The sequence below is a fragment of the Microbulbifer sp. MCCC 1A16149 genome, assembly GCF_050368945.1.
Lineage (GTDB): Bacteria > Pseudomonadota > Gammaproteobacteria > Pseudomonadales > Cellvibrionaceae > Microbulbifer.
The window spans coordinates 3,249,355-3,267,416 of sequence record NZ_CP185959.1 but is presented as its reverse complement, the minus strand read 5'-3'; the positions used below and the strand labels follow the sequence as shown (position 1 = coordinate 3,267,416).

14 protein-coding genes are annotated in these 18,062 nt (G+C 54.9%); 11 read left to right on the top strand and 3 right to left on the bottom strand.

Translation table 11 applies throughout. The features are described from left to right. The first annotated feature begins 221 nt into the window (after positions 1 to 221). From ileS to ispH, 4 genes are read left to right on the top strand one after another with little or no spacing between them, the layout of a single operon-like run. Positions 222 to 3,026 (top strand): isoleucine--tRNA ligase, encoded by a 2,805-nt coding sequence (gene ileS / locus ACONT6_RS13740; RefSeq protein WP_181252259.1) that lies wholly within the window; start codon positions 222 to 224, stop codon positions 3,024 to 3,026. After that, positions 3,019 to 3,552, top strand: coding sequence for a signal peptidase II (gene lspA / locus ACONT6_RS13735; protein ID WP_181252260.1), 534 nt, complete (start codon positions 3,019 to 3,021; stop codon positions 3,550 to 3,552). The genes ileS and lspA overlap by 8 nt, the downstream gene beginning before the upstream one ends. A 17-nt stretch (positions 3,553 to 3,569) precedes the next feature. Next, positions 3,570 to 4,010, top strand: a complete 441-nt coding sequence (locus ACONT6_RS13730; RefSeq protein WP_428819023.1) for an FKBP-type peptidyl-prolyl cis-trans isomerase — start codon at positions 3,570 to 3,572, stop codon at positions 4,008 to 4,010. Between the two features lie 15 nt (positions 4,011 to 4,025). Beyond that, positions 4,026 to 4,961: a 4-hydroxy-3-methylbut-2-enyl diphosphate reductase gene (gene ispH, locus ACONT6_RS13725; protein WP_428819022.1), complete on the top strand. Its 936-nt coding sequence runs from the start codon at positions 4,026 to 4,028 to the stop codon at positions 4,959 to 4,961. Between the two features lie 6 nt (positions 4,962 to 4,967). Here ispH and ACONT6_RS13720 read toward each other — a convergent pair whose 3' ends face one another. Beyond that, positions 4,968 to 5,480, bottom strand: coding sequence for a GspH/FimT family pseudopilin (locus tag ACONT6_RS13720; RefSeq protein ID WP_428819021.1), 513 nt, complete (start codon positions 5,478 to 5,480; stop codon positions 4,968 to 4,970). 321 nt (positions 5,481 to 5,801) lie between these two features. On the opposite strand from ACONT6_RS13720, the gene ACONT6_RS13715 reads away from it, so the two are divergent. Genes ACONT6_RS13715 through ACONT6_RS13690 form a run of 6 tightly spaced genes read left to right on the top strand, consistent with a single transcriptional unit; the run spans position 5,802 to position 13,139 of the window. Next, complete coding sequence (locus ACONT6_RS13715; protein WP_428819020.1) at positions 5,802 to 6,353, top strand: GspH/FimT family pseudopilin; 552 nt, start codon at positions 5,802 to 5,804, stop codon at positions 6,351 to 6,353. Between the two features lie 17 nt (positions 6,354 to 6,370). Next, positions 6,371 to 6,796, top strand: a complete 426-nt coding sequence (gene pilV / locus ACONT6_RS13710) for a type IV pilus modification protein PilV (protein WP_428819019.1) — start codon at positions 6,371 to 6,373, stop codon at positions 6,794 to 6,796. Between the two features lie 11 nt (positions 6,797 to 6,807). Continuing rightward, a complete protein-coding gene (locus ACONT6_RS13705; protein WP_428819018.1) occupies positions 6,808 to 7,869 on the top strand; it encodes a PilW family protein in 1,062 nt (353 codons plus the stop codon). A 29-nt stretch (positions 7,870 to 7,898) separates the two neighbouring features. Further along, positions 7,899 to 8,429, top strand: coding sequence for a pilus assembly PilX family protein (locus ACONT6_RS13700; protein WP_428819017.1), 531 nt, complete (start codon positions 7,899 to 7,901; stop codon positions 8,427 to 8,429). A 25-nt stretch (positions 8,430 to 8,454) separates the two neighbouring features. Further along, the gene (locus ACONT6_RS13695) at positions 8,455 to 12,699 is read left to right on the top strand and encodes a pilus assembly protein (RefSeq protein ID WP_428819016.1); all 4,245 of its coding nucleotides are present in this window, start codon (positions 8,455 to 8,457) and stop codon (positions 12,697 to 12,699) included. 23 nt (positions 12,700 to 12,722) lie between these two features. Next, positions 12,723 to 13,139 (top strand): type IV pilin protein, encoded by a 417-nt coding sequence (locus ACONT6_RS13690; RefSeq protein WP_428819015.1) that lies wholly within the window; start codon positions 12,723 to 12,725, stop codon positions 13,137 to 13,139. Positions 13,140 to 13,188: 49 nt separating this feature from the next. Here the strand turns inward: ACONT6_RS13690 and ACONT6_RS13685 are convergent, their stop codons facing one another. Next, on the bottom strand, positions 13,189 to 14,613 hold the full coding sequence (locus tag ACONT6_RS13685) for a sigma-54-dependent transcriptional regulator (RefSeq protein ID WP_428819014.1): 1,425 nt from the start codon (positions 14,611 to 14,613) through the stop codon (positions 13,189 to 13,191). A 29-nt stretch (positions 14,614 to 14,642) separates the two neighbouring features. After that, positions 14,643 to 16,295 carry a sensor histidine kinase gene (locus ACONT6_RS13680; RefSeq protein ID WP_428819013.1) on the bottom strand — a complete coding sequence of 551 codons (1,653 nt, stop codon included), beginning with the start codon at positions 16,293 to 16,295 and terminating at the stop codon, positions 14,643 to 14,645. 125 nt (positions 16,296 to 16,420) lie between these two features. Here ACONT6_RS13680 and ACONT6_RS13675 point away from each other — a divergent pair, with 125 nt between their 5' ends. Then, positions 16,421 to 18,049 carry an NAD+ synthase gene (locus ACONT6_RS13675; protein WP_428819012.1) on the top strand — a complete coding sequence of 543 codons (1,629 nt, stop codon included), beginning with the start codon at positions 16,421 to 16,423 and terminating at the stop codon, positions 18,047 to 18,049. The last annotated feature ends 13 nt before the right edge of the window (positions 18,050 to 18,062 follow it).

Below are 18,062 nucleotides of genomic sequence, written 5' to 3'. Positions count from 1 at the left end.
GGGCGCGGAAGCAATGGGGATCAGGTTTCAAAATCGCTGCGAGTACATCCATGTACGCTCCGTCGGTGACATCCCTGTCACCGACGGTTTTGAAACCTGACCCCAATCGCTTCCGCTTCAATTTACAGCCTTGTACTTCGTAAGCGTGAGAGCGCAGCTGGAAGTTTGAGGTTGCACTGAAAGATGAATAGTTTTCTTGCTACAACCGAAGTAGATAGCCAATGACCGATTACAAAGCGACCCTGAATCTGCCCCAGACCGATTTCCCAATGCGCGGCAACCTGCCCAACCGGGAACCGGAGATTCTGAAAAAGTGGCAAGAAGGCAAGCTCTACGAAAAAATTCGTGAAGCCCGCGCCGGTCGCGAGCAGTTTATCCTGCACGACGGCCCTCCCTACGCCAATGGCGACATCCATATCGGTCACTCGGTCAACAAGATCCTCAAGGACATCATCGTCAAGTCGAAAACCCTCAGTGGCTTCGACGCCCCCTACGTGCCCGGCTGGGACTGTCACGGCCTGCCTATCGAACACAAGGTAGAGCAGAAAGTCGGCAAGGCCGGCGTCAAAGTGGATCATAAAACCTTCCGCCAGAAATGCCGCGAATACGCCGCAAAACAGGTGGAAGGCCAGAAGAGAGATTTTATCCGCCTGGGCGTCTTCGGTGAGTGGGACAATCCCTACCGCACCATGGACTTCCAGTTCGAGGCCGACATCATTCGCGCCCTCGGCGGCGTTGTGAAAAATGGCCACCTGTCCCGCGGCTTCAAACCGGTCTACTGGAGCGTCGTCGGCGGTTCCGCGCTGGCGGAAGCGGAAGTGGAGTACCAGGATAAAACCTCCTTCTCCATCGATGTCTGCTACCCGGTCACCGAAGAAACCGCGCTCGCCATCGCCGATGCGGCGGGCGGCCACGCCGGTGATGGCCAGCTCTCCGTAGTGATCTGGACCACCACCCCCTGGACCCTGCCGTCCTCCCAGGCGGTATCCGTCAATGGCGAGCTGGAATACGTGGTTGTCCAGGTTGGCGACAAGCGCTTGTTAGTGGCGGAAGAGCTGAAAGACGCGGTACTTGCGCGCGCAGGGCTCGAGGGCGATGTGGTTGGCCACATTCGTGGCGCAGCGCTTGAGCACCTGAAAATCAAGCACCCGTTCTACGACAAAGAACTGCCGATCATCCTCGGCGACCACGTCACCACCGACGCCGGTACCGGCTGCGTACACACCGCGCCCGATCACGGCCCGGACGACTTCAACGTTGGCAAGCGCTACGGCATCGATACCCTGAATTACGTCGATGACAATGGACTGTTCCGCGACAGCGTGCCGCTGTTTGCCGGCGAGCATGTGTACAAAGTGGACGGCAAGATTGTCGAGCTGCTGGAAGAAAAGGGCGTGCTGCTGCACCAGGACAAACTGGTACACAGCTACCCGCACTGCTGGCGCACCAAAACCCCGCTGATCTACCGCGCCACGCCGCAGTGGTTTATCAGCATGCAGCAGAATGACCTGTTGGATCACGCGCAGAAGGCGGCAGATGAGGTGCAGTGGATCCCCGGTTGGGGCAAGGCGCGCATCGATTCCATGCTGGATGCCAGCCCGGACTGGTGTATCTCCCGTCAGCGTACCTGGGGTGTGCCCATCGCGCTGTTTGTGCACAAGGAAACCCACGAAATTCATCCCGACACCCCGGCGCTGATGGAAAAAGTGGCGCAGAAGGTTGAGCAGGGTGGTATGGACGTCTGGTTTGACCTGGACGCCAGTGAGCTTCTCGGTGACGACGCGGACGACTACCAGAAAGTCACCGATACCCTGGACGTATGGTTCGACTCCGGTGTGACCCATCACGCGGTACTGAAGCGTCGCGATGCCCTGCGTTTCCCGGCGGACCTGTACCTGGAAGGCTCTGACCAGCATCGCGGTTGGTTCCAGTCGTCCCTCAAAACCTCTATCGCGATCAACGACTGCGCGCCCTATAAGCAGGTGCTCACCCACGGCTTCACCGTGGATGCCCAGGGCCGCAAGATGTCCAAGTCCATTGGTAACACCGTTGCCCCGCAGGACGTGATCAACAAAATGGGCGCGGACGTGCTGCGCCTGTGGGTATCCGCCACCGATTTCAGTGGCGAGATGGCGGTTTCCGATGAAATCCTCAAACGCACCGCGGATTCCTATCGCCGTCTGCGCAATACCGCCCGCTTCTTCCTGTCCAATCTGGCGGGTTTCGATCCGCAAAAAGATCTGCTGCCGGTAGAGGAGCTGCTGGCGCTGGATCGCTGGGCGCTGGAGCAGGCTGCGAAACTGCAGGAAGAAATTATCGCAGCCTACGATCGTTACCAGTTCCACCAGATCTACCAGAAGCTGCACAACTTCTGTGTAGTGGAAATGGGTGGCTTCTATCTGGATATCATCAAGGACCGTCAGTACACCACTCAGGCAGACAGCGTCGCGCGCCGCTCTGCGCAGACGGCCCTGTATCACATCATGCAGGCGTTCGTGCGCTGGGTTGCGCCGATCCTGAGCTTCACCGCGGAAGAGCTGTGGCAGTTTGTGCCCGGCAACACTGAAGACAGTGTGATGCTGGCGGAGTGGCACCAGTTCCCCGAACTGCCCAAGGATGCGCAGATGGATGCGGAATTTTGGGAGGCGATCGCAGATGTGAAGACCGCGGTAAACAAGGTGCTCGAGGAGCAGCGCGGCGCCGGCAATATCGGCGGCTCGCTGCAGGCATCCGTTACCCTGTACGCCGACCCGGCTCTGCAGCAGAAGCTGGACGCGCTGAAAAACGAACTGCGCTTTGTGCTGATCTGCTCCTCAACGTCCGTACAGCCTCTCTCCGACGCCGCGGGCGCGGAAGAGACCGAGTTGGCCGGATTGCGCGTGACCGTACACAAAGTGGATGCGCCCAAGTGTGGCCGCTGCTGGCACTACCGCGAAGACGTAGGCAGTAACAGCGAGCACCCGGAACTCTGCGGTCGCTGCGTTGAAAACGTCAGCGGTGCCGGTGAGGAACGTCACTATGCCTAACCTTGCTGGGGCTCGACTTTCCGGCAGCCCGCTGCGCTGGTACCTGCTGGCGCTGGTAGTGATCCTGCTCGATATCGCCACCAAGGTGTGGGCCGTGGAGCAGTTTATGTACGGGCCCGCACTGCAGATTATTCCGGGCCTGCTGCAGTTCACCTATGCGGAGAACTACGGTGCTGCATTCAGTTTCCTCGCCGATGCCGGTGGCTGGCAGCGCTGGTTCTTCGGTGCCGTTGCGCTGATTTTCAGTGCGGTGGTGATTGTCTGGCTGAAGCGGTTGCCGGCGGCCAAGCGCTGGGAACCCATCGCGCTGGCGCTGATTCTTGGTGGTGCCCTGGGCAATCTGTGGGACCGCGTGGTGCTGGGCTATGTGCGGGATTTTATCTCCGTGTACTACGGCAGCTGGCATTTCCCGGTATTCAATGTCGCTGATATGGCCATCTCAGTGGGGGCCGCCATGCTGGTAATCGAGCTGCTTTTTTTCAAAGACAACAGTGAGCAGTCCGACAAGAACAGCGCAGAAGTGTAAATATTCAGAGCAGTTTTATGAGCAATAACGTCATTGGTGAACACAGCCGCGTTACCCTGCATTTCAGCCTGAAGCTGGATGATGGTTCCGAGGTGGACTCCAACTTTGAAGGTGACCCCGCCACGTTTATCGTCGGCGACGGCAATCTGTTGCCGGGCTTCGAGCAGGCGCTGTTCGGCCTCAAGGCTGGTGACGAGGCGGAGATCGAAATTCCCCCCGAGGCGGGTTTTGGCCAGCGCAATCCGGCCAACATCCAGAAAGTGCGCCGGGATCACTTCTCTCCGGATATGGAACTGGAGGAAGGCCTCGTGGTTTCATTTGATAACGGCACGGGAGAACTGCCCGGTGTTATTCGCGAAATCACTGATGATGAAGTGGAAGTCGACTTCAATCACCCGCTTTCCGGACAGACCGTATTCTTTCACGTGAAAATTCTCGAAGTGGCCTCGGTCAACTAGGTCAAGGACAGAAAAATGCAGATTCGCCTCGCCAATCCCCGCGGTTTCTGTGCCGGTGTCGATCGTGCAATTGATATCGTCAATCGCGCGCTGGACGTGTTCGGTGCACCCATTTACGTGCGTCACGAAGTCGTGCACAACAAGTTTGTGGTGGATACCCTGCGCGAACGCGGTGCAGTCTTTGTGGATGAGCTGGATGAAGTTCCGGACGATGTGATTGTCATCTTCAGTGCCCACGGCGTGTCCAAGGCGGTCCAGCAGGAAGCTGCCAATCGCGGACTGAAGGTCTTCGATGCCACCTGTCCACTGGTGACCAAGGTGCATATGGAGGTGAGTAAGTTCAGCAGCGATGGCAGTGAGTGCATCCTGATTGGCCATGAGGGCCATCCCGAAGTAGAAGGCACCATGGGACAGTACGACACCGGTAACGGTGGCTCCATCTATCTGGTGGAGGATGAGCAGGATGTGAGCGGGCTCGAAGTTCGCGACCCGGATAACCTGACTTTCGTCACCCAGACTACGCTGTCGGTGGATGACACTTCCAAAGTGATCGACGCACTGCGGGCCAAGTTCCCGAATATCCGCGGTCCGCGCAAAGATGATATCTGCTATGCCACCCAGAACCGCCAGGATGCGGTCAAGCAGCTGGCTCTGGAATGTGATCTGGTACTGGTTGTGGGAAGCCCCAACAGCTCCAACTCCAATCGTTTGCGTGAGCTGGCCGAGCGCTGCGGTGCCGAGGCGTACCTGATTGATGGCTCTGAGTGTATCGATGCCGGCTGGCTGGAAGGCAAGAAGACCGTCGGTATTACCGCTGGCGCTTCCGCGCCTGAAGTGCTGGTGGAGCGCGTGATCCAGAAGTTGCGCGAACTGGGTGCGGAAGCGCCGGATGAAGTTGCCGGCATTCCGGAAAATATCAGCTTCAGCTTGCCTAAAGAGTTGCGGACCTAACCTTGGTCAGCAGTCCTCCGCAGTGACCGGGGTCACCCTAACCCTGCCACTGCGGGAGATTATCAATTGATATCCTTCCCCTCCGTCCTTAGGGCAGATGGTAAAACTGCCCATTTGGATACCCCCACCACTTATAGATCCCGCATAGCGGCTCTCACCGGTACCAATGAAAGAAACATAGTTGGTAAATGGGGCGTTGGTACTGATAGAAACACCTTCCAGAGGGCCTGCGGTGGTAATTTGAGCTTCATCGTTGTCCCGCTCGCCGTCAAAATCCCGGTCGTAAAAGACTTCCCAGCCAGACTGCCAGCTTCCCAGTTTTCTCAGTGTCACACGTCGGTTACTCGTCACCGCTTTAGTGCGGGTCAAGTGGATTGCCTGCAGTAGTTCATCTGCCGCTGCGCGAGTCCTGCTGGATTTTACCTGGGCGCTGAAGCTCGGAATACCGATGGCCACAAGAACCGCGAGAATGGTGAGTGTAATCAACAGCTCGATTAAAGTGAGGCCTTTGGCTTTCACGTTTCTTCCTTGAACCTGTGCAATATCTGAACGGCCGCCATCCTGGCTGCCGTTGACTACCGCAAACGACACCGCTGGTCGGCCGCTACTCCTGAGTGCGTCGGCAACGTGATACGGTGCCCAAAAATTATCATCGCAGTAACTCCGCATCTAGAGGACGCAGGGTTCTCTGTCGCGATACAGTAAAATGAACGCCAGAATTTACTAGCTATCCGTACCACTTGGGGGCGCCCCCTGTGTTACAAGTGTTTTGGTGGTAAATGTGCAAAAAATAAACGCTTAGAGAAACAGATGCATCTGTATTGGGGGAATAATCCAGTCATGGGATTCAAACAGCGGGGCCTGACCCTGATTGAACTGCTGGTAACCATGGCCGTATTGGCCATCATCGTCGGTATCGCGGTGCCGAGCTTCAACACAATGGTCCAAAACCAGCGCTCTCTGGCCCTGGGCGAGGACCTGGCCGGGGCGCTCAACTTTGCGCGATCGGAATCGGTGAAGCGCGGCGCGCGGATTACTCTGTGTGGGACAACGAATGGATCCGAGTGTAACGGCGGCTGGACCGACAGCTGGATCGTTGTGGTGGACACCGCTACCACTGATGACGCGGCGGCACCGGTGGTAGCCAATGCCGATGCAGTGCTCCGCTTCTGGGAGGCCCCGGACAACAATGCCGCTCTGACCGCTACGCAAGGTGGGAATGCCATCACCTTCGTGCGGTTTACCCGCAAAGGCATGCTCGGGCGCTCCAGCTCGGGAGATGTCACCATGAATGCCAGCTTCGAAGGCTGTGGTAGTAATTCTGCGCGAGTCATCACCGTGGGTGTCGCCGGGCTTTTGAATATGTCGCGCAGCACCACCGGCTGCTCCTGACCAGAGAGGAAAACTATATGCGTACACAACAGGGAGCGGGATTGATTGAAGTCATGGTGACGGCGTTGATTCTGGGTACTTCGCTGCTGGCTCTGGCAGCTCTACAGAGTAAGTCTCTGCAGTACAACCACAGTGCCTATCTACGTTCACAGGCGAACATTCTCGCGTATGACATTCTCGATCGAGTCCGGATTAATCGTCGCAATGTGGCTAGTTATTCACTTGCTGTAGATGCAAACAAACCTACTGGTACCAGTCTCGCACAGACCGATATGAATGAGTGGCTCACCAATATTGAGACCATGCTACCGGGTGCAGACGGTGGCGTAGAGTGTCTAGCCGCTACCGATTTCTGTACTGTCACAATTAAGTGGGCGGAGCAGAACAGCTCTGGTGAGGCTGCTGAAGATGAATCTGAATTTGTGTACTCCACTCGGCTGTAAGGACGGGAAGCATGCGTAGTCAAAAAGGTATTTCTCTGGTCGAGTTGATGATCTCAGTCACTATCGGTCTGATTCTGATGACGGGTGTGGTGCAACTATTCCTATCAAGTCGTACTACTTTTTCCACTCAGCAAGCATTGGCTCGAGTCCAGGAGAGTGGACGACTGGCGATGGAATTTCTGGCTCAGGATATTCGTATGGCCGGTTATATGGGCTGTATGAGCCGGAATATGAGCTTTACCAATACGCTAAATGATGCCGATGATCTGAAATACGATTTTGAAAGCGGTATCGAGGCGCTGGACAACGTTACAACCATTCCTACTGGTTACCCCGCTGATATCGTGGCCGGAACTGATGTGCTTGTCGTTCGCGGCGCAACCGGTAACGGTGTAGATGTAACGCAGAATAACAATGGTTCACAGTTATTTGCGGAAAATACCGGTGTTACGGCGAGTTGTGGTGAGGGGTTGGACAGTTTTAGCGGATTGTGTGAGCACGACATCCTGGTGGTTTCAGACTGCACCAAGGCTCGCGTGTTTCAAGTGCTAAACCTTTCTTCTACGGGTGGTGCCACAGAAATCAATGTCGTGCATTCAAGTGGTGGTGGCAATGACATGGTACCAGGGAACGCAGATTCATCCTGGGGCGGTCAAAGTGATCCAGATGAAAATTTCGGGACTGACTCCGAGATCATCAAGATGAACACCACTGTGTACTACATCAGGAATAACGGAACCTCTGGGCAGCCAAGTCTGTGGCAAAGGGTAAATAGTGGTGATGCTCAGGAACTTCTGCAAGGTGTTGAAGACATGCAGTTGTTGTACGGCCGCGACACCAGCGGTGATGGCATTCCGGACAGTTACCAGACGGCTACTGCAATCAATACTGCGAATGCCTGGGAGGATGTCGCCAGTGTGCGGGTTCAGTTACTGGTGCAAAGTACCGAAGACAACCTCCTTTCTGAGGAGCAGCCCTATACCTTTAACGGTACTACCAACAGCACTCCCGGTGATCGCCGCCTGCGTCAGGTGTTTATCAATACCATTGCTATCCGCAGCCGTCTTCCCTGAACAAAATAGACTCTTAGCTCATGAAGAATATGAATTATCAAAAAAAAATCGGCAGCCAGCGCGGAATGACACTGATAGTCGGCCTGATCATGGTCTTGCTGATGACCGTGGTGGGAATGGCTGCAATTCGGGGCAGTGGTATGCAGGAGCTGATGGCCGGCAATATGCGTGACCGAAACCTCGCGTTCCAGTCCGCGGAGGCGGCCTTGCGCGAAGGTGAGGAAGTGCTGACGGGAGCAACCATCCCGGCGTTCGATAATACCGTCACTGGCTATTACGCCGCGATTGATGGATCCACCAGTACCGGCTACTGGGATGCCTATAACTGGGATGCTGGTTCAGTACGTACCGATATCGGGGTCAAAAAAGTGGCGAGCCAGCCGCAGTTTGTCATTGAGGAGGTTATCAGTACTACCACCATCAATGCGGCAGATGGTAGCGCTGTTGATTTTGCCAGCTCCCTGGATACAGAGGATACGGTTTTCTACCGGGTGACCGGTCGTGCTGAAGGCGGTACCGCTGATGCCATCGTGATTCTGCAGTCAACGTACAAGCGCTGATAAGTCGATAGTTTAGGAATTGATTATGTTGCTCAAAAAGATAAAAGCAAGACTCAGCCTGACAACCAGTGCGGCTTTGTTGGCAGTGGGATTCGCCCACAGTGTGCAATCTCTGGAACTGGCGCAGTCGCCACTTTTCCTTTCACAACCGGTGAAGCCGATTGTGATGCTGAACATGTCTAATGATCATCAGCTCTATTTCAAGGCGTACGATGATTACACAGACTTGGATGAAGATGGCACTCTGGATACCACCTACGACAAGACCATCGAATACTACGGTTATTTTGATAATGGCAAGTGCTACAAGTATCAGAACGCGCGCTTTGAGCCCAGCCGGGTAGCCGATTCCAGTCGCTATTGTAACTACGATACGGGGACTGGCGAGTGGAGTGGTAACTTCCTGAACTGGGCAACCATGACGCGTATGGATGCGGTTCGCAAGATTTTGTACGGTGGCTACCGTTCAACCGATAATGATTATGATGCGGATGTCGAAGCGGACGATGGTGTTACCGTACTTGAGCGTGCCTTGTTACCCCACGATGCGCACTCGTTTGCAAAGTACTACAACGGCAGTGATATTGGCAGCTTGACACCATTTGGCGATATCGGTGGATCAGATACCTCAACCAGCGGTATTACTTTGTGTAATACCACTCCCGGTAGTGGAAACTCCGAAGGTGTAACAAACGCGCCAGAAATTCGTGTAGCGCAAGGAAACTATTCACTCTGGGCCAGTAATGAGCGCTGGCAATGTCGCTGGAAAAATGAAAGTGGTGTTGGCGGTAACCAGGGCGTCAACGGTAATGATTACGCGAAAACTGGAATGCGGGCAAACTCCCAGAGCCCGCTTAAAAATAGTTCAGAAGGTGTGTCCGGCGTAAAACTAGGGGATGGCGAATACAATGTGCGCGTTCAGGTCTGTGTTTCCGGTCTGGAGGAAGACAACTGTAAGGCTTATCCCAATGGCAACCAGAAACCGACCGGACTGCTGCAAAAATACGGTGAAGACGGAGATATTTTATTTGGCTTGCTGACAGGGTCCTACGGAAAGAACAAATCTGGTGGTGTTCTACGCAAAAATGTTTCAAGTCTTGCCGATGAGGTGAACGTGTCTACCGACGGTACCTTTACCAGTGCGATCGGTATCGTTAAGACACTCGATCTGCTGCGTATTTATGGCTATGACTACGACGATGGAGTGTATAACAGTGCAGATAGCTGTCCATGGGGGCGGTCGAGCTTCACCGATGGAAACTGTTCCAACTGGGGAAATCCGCAGTCCGAAATTTATCTGGAGTCATTGCGTTATCTCGCTGGAAGAACCGCAAGTTCGAATTTTGCGGCCACGGATTCGAACTATATAAGTAACCTTCCTGCTCCCGCATGGGATACTCCGCTGGATTCCTCCAATTATTGCGCTGCGCTCAGTGTTATTCAGTTTAACGCTTCGACTAGTTCCTATGACGGCGACTACACGGACGCAACCTTCTCTGGTGTTGATACGTGGACTGATAAAATCGGTGATGCGGAAAATATTCACGGTGGCACATATTTCGTAGGCGAGAACGGTACCGATAATAATCAGTTGTGCACGGCGAAAACCGTAAATGCCCTTTCCGGAGTCGAGGGGACCTGTCCGGATGCTCCCCGATTGGAAGGTACCTATGATATCGCTGGTATGGCCTACTTTGCCCGCGCGAATAGTATCCGCAATGATTTGCCTTCCGACCAGACGGTGCGTACTTATGGCGTGGCGCTGGCGCCTGCGGTGCCCAAGGTGGAAATCCCGGTACCTGGCGATTCTGGCAAGACCATTTCCATCCTACCCGCTTGCCGTAACACACATCCGAACCCGGATGGAAACTGCGCTATCGTAGACTTCAAAGTGATTTCACAAGATCTGGGTGTGGACACCGGCGCGGGCGTTTTGGCGAATAAAGGTAAGCTGTATGTGAACTGGGAGGACAGCGAGCAAGGCGGTGACTTTGACCAGGATATGTGGGGCATCATCGATTATGAAGTTACCTCTACACAGGTAAAAGTGACGACTAATGCGATTGCGGAGTCTACCGACCAACCAATGGGGTTTGGGTTTGTCATCGGTGGTACCACCAATGATGGTTTCCATGTGAATTCGGGAGTCGAAGGTTTTACTTATTCCGGCACTGGTTGTAGTGATGGTTGTAATCTCAGTGATGCCGCATTCCCTGCAACATTCAATGTAGGGACGTCTACTGCCAAGTTGCTGGAAACCCCGCTCTACTACGCAGCGAAGTGGGGCGGTTACAGCGATGATGAAAATGGTAACGCGCCCTCCGAAGCGGATATCGCCGCAGGAGAGGCCAGCACTTATTTTTATGCGATAGATCCTTCAGAGCTGGAGGCCAGCTTAAGTGAAGCTCTGGAGCAGGTAGCCGCCGCCGCTGGATCCGCATCGTCTGTTGCTACTAACTCCACCCGGCTGGGAACAGACACTGTTATCTACCAGGCGCTGTTCAATAGCGCGGACTGGAGCGGCGAGCTGAAGGCACTGACTCTTAATAGCGATGGCACCGTAGGAACTGTGAAATGGCAAACCGAGGACTCGGATTTCACGAACCCCACGGACAGGGAGATATATACCCACAATGGTACGGCAGGTGCCGAATTTACCTGGGATACGATTAGTGCCGCGCAACAGGCAGATCTCGTGGGTGATGACACGGAAGTTGAGGGCCGGTCACGTCTGGCGTGGGTGCGGGGCTCTGATGAGTCTGGATTGCGCAGTCGCGAGAGTTTATTGGGTGATATTGTAAATTCCAGCCCCGTTTTTGCTGGTCGTAAAAAACACAACTTCCACTTGCTGTCTGAAGAACTGGGCGGAACTTTGTATGCCACTTACTACGCGACTTACAAACAGAATCGCAAAGAAGTGCTTTACGTCAGCGCCAACGATGGGATGTTGCATGCGTTTGATGCCGCAAACGGGGAAGAGCTTTTTGCCTATGTGCCGGCAGGTGTTTACGAAAAGCTTCGTAAGCTAAGTGGTTCTGATTACGGTACCAATAGCAATCCACACACCTATAATGTGGACGGTCCCTTATTTGTGGGCGATGCTTTTATCAATGGAAGTTGGAAAAATGTTCTTGTAGGGACGCTTGGTGCGGGCGGGCGCGGACTTTTCGCGCTAGATGTGACCGATCCGACCAACTTTGATGAAGGGGACGTGCTGTTTGACTTCACCGATGAAGATCTTCTTGCTGGTGATTTCACCAAGTTAGGCAATATCACCAATGAGCCGATTATTGCCCCAACCTATGCTGGTTGGAGAGTGATTCTTGGTAACGGCTATAACTCTGATGGCGGTAATGCTCACCTGTTTGCGGTTAGCCTTGATAATCCGACTACTGCTACTAAGGTAATGGCAGCCGGAACATCGGGAGCTAATGGTCTATCCGGCGCAGCTCTGCTGCCCAATGGTACGGGTGAAGTCGTAGCCGCTTATGCCGGTGATCTCCTTGGGAATATGTGGAAGTTTGATATTTCTGCGGGCAATACCAATAGCTGGGGTGTCGACTACCGTAGCGGTGGCAATGATGTTCCCCTGTACACCGCTGCTTATGATTCTGTGGATGCAGATGGTGCCGACATCACTGTCACCCAGCCGATAACCTCTACGCCCACCCTGGGCCTAAATGCGGAGATGGAAAATGCGGTTATGGTGTACTTTGGTACAGGTAGTTATCTGACTTCCTCTGATAACAGCGCTGGCGATACTGTAAACAGCTTCTATGCAATTGCCGATACCGGGGAAGAAGTGTCCGGTAGGGATCAGCTATTCGCCAAGACAATTTCTACTGAAGCAGATGGTCGTCGGGTCGTAGACGGTAATGCTGATACGGACTGGTGGCTGAATAAGAAAGGCTGGTACTTGGACTTCACCTATAACGGCAGCGTCACTGGAGAGCGGATTATCAGTAAGCCACTGTTGATTTATGATCGATTGCTTTTCCCGACAATGATCACTTCGTCCGATCCATGTTCGTTCGGTGGCAGTGGCTGGTTGATGGAACTTGTCGCCGTTGGCGATCGCTATGAAGGGCACTCTATTTTTGGTGAAGATGGTATAGAGGTTGATTACGCGGTGATCAGCTACTCAGAGGTGATCCGCAGTGGGGAAAAGGCCTATCTACCCACCAGTAACATCAAAGGTGAGTTGGATGTGACCGAAGGGGCGTTTCCCTCAGAGGCGGTAGGGCGTATGTCCTGGCGTCAGCTGCGGTAATCCGTATTCAAGAGAGATAAAAAATGAAAATACAAAAAGGTTTTACTCTAATCGAGTTGATGATCGTCGTGGCGATCATTGGTGTTATTACCGCAATAGCCTACCCTTCTTATCTGGATTCTGTACGAAAAAGTAACAGAGCAGATGCGAAGGCTTCTCTGAATGATACTGCGCAACGTCTGCAGCGCTGCTTTACCACGTACAATATCTACAATAGTGAGGACTGCGCGATAGCTGAGTCTCTTAAGGATGGAGCGACCATAGATTCTGGTGAGAACCTGTACGTCATATCGGCAGCGCTTGCCGCAACCACATTTACTCTGACTGCAACACCGGTCGATGGCACAACCCAGGCCTCGGATTCCCAGTGTGGAAATTTCACGCTGACCAATGCCGGAGTTCGGGGCGCCGGTGGGGCACTCGGTGTCGATTGTTGGTAACGCAGGCACAAGCTATTTGTAAATAAAGAATAACCCGGCAGTTGCCGGGTTATTCGCTCTCTAGCCCCAGCTTTTTCAGGCGATATCGAAGAGAACGAAAGCTAATCCCCAGTTTTTCCGCCGCTGCCGTTCTATTCCAGTCGGTTTCATTGAGGGTCGTTTCGATAGCTTCCCGCTCGATGGTTTGCAGAAAGTCATCCAGGCTTGAGTAATCTGAAGTTGCGAACTGGCCGGGGTAGGTGGATTGCTTTGACTCCGGAAGTGGTGTCATCACTGGCTGTTCGAGTTCGTTGTTATTTGAATAAGCCGACGGCTCTCCAGTTTCGGAAGGCCTCGTCGGTTGCGTAGCGGGAATCAGCAGGTCTGCGGCGTGCAGTGTGTTGCGCTCACACAATGTGACTGCGCGCTCGAGTATGTTCTCAAGTTCGCGCAGGTTTCCAGGAAGTGCGTAGGCCTGCAGGGCACTGATGGCGTCTGGTGCAGCCTTCGGGGCGGCGCCTTTTTTCGTAGTGGAAACCCTACGCAGCATATCGCGAACCAGAAGCGGGATATCTTCAAGCCTTTTCCTGAGGGGTGGGGCGTGTAGTTCAATAACGTTGATACTGTAGTAAAGATCGCTGCGAAATCGTCCCTCTCGCACTGCATTAGCCAGGGGCTGTTTGCTGGCGCTGAGGATGCGAATATCCAGATCGGTGCGTGCTGCATCTATTTCTGAAAAATAGCGCTTTTCCTGAATGACCCGCAGGAGTTTGACCTGAATATCCGGGGGAAGGCTGGCAACTTCATCTAGAAACAGAGTGCCGCCATGTGCGCGCTGGATGAAGCCTGGCTCTGATTCGCTACCGAATAAGGCTGCTTCTAGCTGCTCTGATGTCAAGCTGGCGCAGTACACGGGCACAAATGGCTGCTGCGCGCGCGGGCCGTGCTGGTGGATACAGCGTGCCGCCAGTTCTTTACCGCTGCCCGCCTCGCCGAATATAAGTGCCGGAGCATCGCTGCGCGCAACTTTTTCAATTTGCTTGCGCAGTTCCTGTATCGCCGGAGATTGCCCCTGTAGCAGTGTGGGGAATTCCTGCTGCTCCACGTAGCGGGCTTCATTCAAGCGCAGCGCCAACTGAACCAGGTTACGTAGGCGTTCGAGGTTTACCGGTTTACTGACGAAATCAAAGGCGCCGAGTTTAAGTGCGGCGATGGCCGTATCCATATTGCCGTGTGCGGTGATGACGGCAACCGGAAGTAAACGGTCAGCGGGTAGATCCTGAATATGTTCGACGATCTGCAACCCCGTACCATCCGGCAACTTCATGTCGGTCAGGCAGAAATCGTAGCGCTTTTGCTCCAGTTGCCGACGGGCTTCACCGACTGACATGGCAATATCTGAGCGCACGTTCATACGGTGCAGGGTCATGGATATCAGGTTACAGATATCCGGTTCGTCGTCGACTATTAGCGCTATGGGTTGACGATCGGCCATTTATTTAAAAAATTATTGTGTTAATGGGATCAAAAAATTTGGTCTGCGTTCGCAAATTCTACTCTGAAGCAACTGCGTCTGTCTCGGCCTCGGCAGTAATAGAGGTTTGCTCTGTTCGATTCGCACAGTTCGCGGGCGATATATAAACCGAGCCCGGCACCGGCCGACTCGGTGGTAAAAAATGGCTCGAAAATTTTATCTGTATTTTCGTCGGCAACTCCGTGTCCATCGTCGAGTACATCAAGCCGCGCGCACTGACGTTGGGGCAGGTAACTGATTACGAGTTCCGCAGTCGGTTCGCCGGTGGCGGCCTGTGAGTGTCGCACCGCGTTATTGCATAAATTGGTGAGAATCTGAGCCATCTGGTTCGGGTCGAAACGTGCGTACACCGGCATTACCGGGTAACTGCAGCGGATCTCTATGTCCCGCGGCATTTCCATGCGGTAATCCCTGAGGAAGTCACCTACCCACTGACACAAGTCGAATAGTTGCGTCATTGGAGGCTGGCGACGGGACAGCTGCATCACATTCTCGATAATCTGGTTTACCCGCTGGCTGTGGCGGCCGATGATTTCCGTGAGTTCGCGATTTTCCGCGGTCAGCGAGGAGGACTCCGCGAGTAGTTCCGCGGCATGACTGATTGCGCTCAGTGGATTGCGCACTTCGTGGGCGATAGAGCCGGTGAGGCGGCCCAGTGAGGCGAGTTTCAATTGTTGTGCCTGCTGCGCGAGCTTGCGATTGTCCTCAAGAAATATCAGCGAGCTGCCCCGCGCATCGTGGGGCAGGGTGGTGATACTCGCGCGCAACTCGGAGTGTCCCGCTCCCTGGATGATGCGGTTGCGGGTCTCACCGCGGCGAAGGTCATCCAGTGTCTGGCGAAAATCCGCGCTTAGTTTGCCGTCTTTGATACGTTGGATACCGAGTAACTGCTGTGCGGCGCGATTGACCAGTGCCGGCCGGTCTTCTCCGTCGACCACCAGCACCCCGGTACGCATCTGCGCGACGATCTGCTGGGTGAGCCTCTGCAAATGCGCAGTATGTCTGCGTTCCTGTTCTACTTTCTGATTGGCGATATGGATATGTGCAGAGAGGTATTGCAGGACGCTGACGCAGGTAAACATCAGGATTCCGAGACTGCCGGCGGAGACGATGTCCTGGGTGTCGGCCTGCCCGGTGAGCAAGCCAAACAGTTGCTGTGCAATCACCGCGATACTGGCTATTGCTGCGAGAAACGCGCCCATACGGCGATCTAGAATCAGGGAGCCCACCGCACAGGTAGTCAGCATCAGGTAGCCGACCCCGGAATTCAGTCCACCACTGGCCTGGATCAACAGCAGGAATGCGAGGATATCGCACCCGAGAAGGGAGCCGATACGCAGCGGCGTAGTTTGAAAACTGCTGGGATACAGGTAAAGCAGCCAGGCAATGTTGAGGACCGCATAGGTAAATGCGGTATCCAGATAGAGCGCAGGGTGCAGGGTGCCCACACTGTTACTGCTGATTCCGGAAGCGAACAGTCCCAGCAATATCAGTGCGATGATGACCCGGTACCAGGCGTACAGCTTTAGCAGCTCCCGCTGCCGCAAGCGCAGTCGATACGGCTCTACACCGCGTGAACGGGCGCCCTTAGGATTTTCGGATTCTGGAGAAACTGCGGGATCGGTGGCCGTCTGGCTGCTCACATTTTGTTCTCGTTTTATTCACATTGTTATGGTGAGTGGCAAACTGTCGGGAGATGGCCCGGGCAGATGTTGTACACCCGGTCGGCGTGGCTACAATAGCCGCCTCAGATAAACGGGATATAACGATGTCTACTTTGCAGCTAGTGCTGGCGCAAATCAATCTGCTGGTGGGGGATATTCACGGCAATACCGACCAGGTAGTCGAGGTCGCGCGACGGGCCCACCGGGAACACGGTGCCGATCTGGTGCTGTTCCCGGAATTGACCCTGTGCGGGTATCCGCCGGAAGACCTGCTGCTGCGTCCCAGTATGCAGAAGCGGATTGACGCGGCCCTGAGCAAGATCAAGCAGGCTGAACTTCCCTGTGCGGTGCTTATCGGCTATCCAAGGGTGATCGCGGGTACCGTACTGAACATGGCCGGACTGATCCAGGATGGGGAGCTGGTTGCGGAATACGCCAAACAGAAGTTGCCCAATTATCAGGTGTTCGACGAGTTGCGCTACTTTGTGCCCGGCGAGCAGCCCTGTGTGGTGGATATCAAGGGTATCCCTACCGCTATTACCATCTGTGAGGATATCTGGCACCCGGAGCCGGTGGTGCAGGCGGAGCGTGCCGGCGCCAAGTTGATGCTGAACATCAATGCGTCTCCGTTCCATCGCGGCAAGGCGGAAGAGCGCCTCGCGCTGTTGGGGCGCCAGGCGCAGGCGGGTAAGATGCCTATCGTCTATGTGAACTCGGTGGGTGGCCAGGACGAGCTGGTGTTCGATGGCGGGTCATTTGCTGTGGACAGCAATGGCGAGCTGCGTGCGCGCGCGCCGGAATTTGTCGAGAGCCTGTTGCCGGTGACGGTGCAGGCGGACGGGGATCGGGTGTCCCTGGACCAGGGCAGCGATGCCAAGCCTTTGGATGGCCTGGCCTCCGTATACCAGGCGCTGGTGCTCGGGGTTCGGGACTATGTAAACAAGAACGGCTTCAAAGGCGTGGTGCTGGGCCTGTCCGGGGGCATCGACTCCGCGCTGACCCTGGCGGTGGCGGTAGATGCCCTGGGGCCGGAGCGAGTTGAGGCGGTAATGATGCCGTTCCGCTATACCTCGGACCTGTCCAAAAACGACGCCGCGGACCAGGCGGAGCGTCTGGGGATCAATTACCGGGTGATCGGGATCGAAGGCATTTTCGATGCCGCAATGAAGGCGCTCGAGGGAGAGTTTGCCGGCAGCGAGCGCGATACCACCGAGGAGAACCTGCAGGCCCGCGCCCGCGGCATGCTGCTGATGGCGATCTCCAACAAAAAAGGCTTTATGGTGCTGACTACCGGCAACAAGAGCGAGATGGCAGTGGGCTACGCCACTCTCTATGGAGATATGGTGGGTGGTTACAATGCGCTCAAGGATGTGCCCAAGATTCTGGTGTACGAGCTGTCCCGCTACCGCAATAGCGTGTCCGAAGTCATCCCGGAAACCGTGATTACCCGCGAGCCCAGCGCTGAACTGGCGCCGGACCAGGTGGATTCGGACAGCCTGCCGCCCTATGAGGTACTGGACGAAATCCTGCGGCTGTATATCGACCTGGATCACAGTGCTACGGACATCATTTCCCGCGGATTTGATGAGGCGACCGTCATGCGCGTGGTGCGACTGGTGGATCGCAACGAGTACAAGCGCCGCCAGGCTGCAGTCGGGGTGCGGATCTCTGAGCGCGGTTTCGGGCGCGACCGCCGTTACCCGATCACCAATGGCTGGAAGGCCGGGGAGTAAGCGTTCGCTTCGT

Bases quoted from the DNA above. Each gene is read 5' to 3' on its own strand.
- pilV (WP_428819019.1), top strand. From the start codon at position 6,371: ATGCGTACACAACAGGGAGCGGGATTGATTGAAGTCATGGTGACGGCG.
- ACONT6_RS13705 (WP_428819018.1), top strand. From the start codon at position 6,808: ATGCGTAGTCAAAAAGGTATTTCTCTGGTCGAGTTGATGATCTCAGTC.
- ACONT6_RS13730 (WP_428819023.1), top strand. From the start codon at position 3,570: ATGAGCAATAACGTCATTGGTGAACACAGCCGCGTTACCCTGCATTTC.
- ileS (WP_181252259.1), top strand. From the start codon at position 222: ATGACCGATTACAAAGCGACCCTGAATCTGCCCCAGACCGATTTCCCA.
- ACONT6_RS13700 (WP_428819017.1), top strand. From the start codon at position 7,899: ATGAATTATCAAAAAAAAATCGGCAGCCAGCGCGGAATGACACTGATA.
- ACONT6_RS13715 (WP_428819020.1), top strand. From the start codon at position 5,802: ATGGGATTCAAACAGCGGGGCCTGACCCTGATTGAACTGCTGGTAACC.
- ACONT6_RS13695 (WP_428819016.1), top strand. From the start codon at position 8,455: ATGTTGCTCAAAAAGATAAAAGCAAGACTCAGCCTGACAACCAGTGCG.
- ACONT6_RS13685 (WP_428819014.1), bottom strand. From the start codon at position 14,613: ATGGCCGATCGTCAACCCATAGCGCTAATAGTCGACGACGAACCGGAT.
- lspA (WP_181252260.1), top strand. From the start codon at position 3,019: ATGCCTAACCTTGCTGGGGCTCGACTTTCCGGCAGCCCGCTGCGCTGG.
- ispH (WP_428819022.1), top strand. From the start codon at position 4,026: ATGCAGATTCGCCTCGCCAATCCCCGCGGTTTCTGTGCCGGTGTCGAT.
- ACONT6_RS13675 (WP_428819012.1), top strand. From the start codon at position 16,421: ATGTCTACTTTGCAGCTAGTGCTGGCGCAAATCAATCTGCTGGTGGGG.
- ACONT6_RS13690 (WP_428819015.1), top strand. From the start codon at position 12,723: ATGAAAATACAAAAAGGTTTTACTCTAATCGAGTTGATGATCGTCGTG.